Source organism: Acinetobacter rongchengensis, assembly GCF_003611475.1.
GTDB lineage: Bacteria > Pseudomonadota > Gammaproteobacteria > Pseudomonadales > Moraxellaceae > Acinetobacter > Acinetobacter rongchengensis.
Genome location: NZ_RAXT01000147.1, coordinates 1 through 1327 on the forward strand (window position 1 = coordinate 1; position 1327 = coordinate 1327).

The window sequence follows — 1327 nt, forward strand, 5'->3', positions numbered from 1 at the left end:
TTATTGTATTTTTAAATTTGTTCTGCTTATTGTTTTTTACTTATCCATACTTAAGTAAATTAGAAAATAAAATTTCCGAAGAGGATTTCTTAAGTTTCTTAGATGTTCCTCAAGGAAAAATTAAATTTCCGAATATAACCAGTTTTCTAGGTGAACAAGCCTTAGGGTCACTTTTTGCAACATTAACAATAGTTTATGGAAGGGATATTTTTAAGGTAACTGAAAGTGGGGCAATCGCAGCAATATTTGTTATTATTGTATTTTTAATAACTATAAGTATTACCACCCTATCTTTAACTAGGATTTCTTTACAAATAATAAATTTAAGATATTCAAAGATTCCAGAGTTATTATTGATTTTATTACTATTTTTTATTACTTATTGGTTATATGTTGGAGGTCTGAAATTAGCACCTACAGCTTAAAGAGATGGATGAAATTGATTCTAACATAGCGACTACGCATAAGAGATTTTATGTTAAATAAAAAGACGCTCTTATAGCGCCTTTTTATAATTACCTAAATATTTAGTTATCGTCTAATCTTGATAGAAGGTCTTGTAAATTTTTCTTCAGTTTTGATTTTGCTTCATCTGTATTTATGGTTTCATAAATATGTTCAATAGCATCTAAGAAGTGGGCTGTGCTAAGAGCAATAGTATGTGAAATGATATGTTCCTCACTAGACTCATTGCCTATCTCTAATTTACATACAGATGGTCCGATACCGAATTTAAGAATTTTATCTGCATAAATCATTTCATGATTCAATGCTAAAACAAAAGCTTTACTATCTGATTTTTGATTTGATTTAGCCATTATCCTTCAACCACACACTTTCCAGGGATTTTATAAGAAAAATAGTCATCATCTATATGTCTATTTTCAGCAAGAGGTATTGAATAAAATGAATTACCAATACTCTTAATGTCTTCATATACATCTTTTAGCTTATTACTCTGTTTTCTTACAGCCAAAAGGCATTCAACTTCCGCTATATTCACATTATCCATATAAGTGTTTAATTTATAAGGATCAATAAAATCAACTACTGGTAAAGAAGAACGCTTAGGTACTTCTTCATAAAATACTTCTACTTCGGAATCGTATTTGTTCCATGGTTGGGCACAGGCTCTTTTATTTTTACTATTAAATACGAGATCGAAATCATACCCAGTGGCTATACTAATTTCGAAAATTGTTTTTAAAGTTAAGTTAGCTTTACCAGATATAACTTTAGAAAATCTGCTTTTTTTCCAACCTAAATCGTGGCATAACTCTGAATGTGTTTTACCAATATGATGAACTAATGATTTGATGTGATCAGC

At 29.4% G+C, this 1327-nt stretch carries 3 protein-coding genes; 1 reads left to right on the forward strand and 2 read right to left on the reverse strand.

Features of this window, described 5'->3' with window-relative positions; genetic code table 11:
• On the forward strand, positions 1-425 hold a 425-nt coding region (locus D7V20_RS19945), incomplete at its 5' end, for a hypothetical protein (protein WP_120385397.1).
• A 102-nt stretch (positions 426-527) separates the two neighbouring features.
• Here D7V20_RS19945 and D7V20_RS19145 read toward each other — a convergent pair.
• Together D7V20_RS19145 and D7V20_RS19150 are read right to left on the reverse strand one after the other, a co-directional pair.
• Positions 528-818, reverse strand: a complete 291-nt coding sequence (locus D7V20_RS19145) for a hypothetical protein (protein WP_001130046.1) — start codon at positions 816-818, stop codon at positions 528-530.
• Positions 818-1327, reverse strand: a 510-nt coding sequence (locus D7V20_RS19150; protein ID WP_147395819.1) for a helix-turn-helix transcriptional regulator, incomplete at its 5' end; no start/stop codon positions are given. The genes D7V20_RS19145 and D7V20_RS19150, both read right to left, overlap by 1 nt.

What these genes read in the sequence shown, in the direction of transcription:
- D7V20_RS19145 (WP_001130046.1), bottom strand. Translation starts at nt 818, where the DNA reads ATGGCTAAATCAAATCAAAAATCAGATAGTAAAGCTTTTGTTTTAGCA.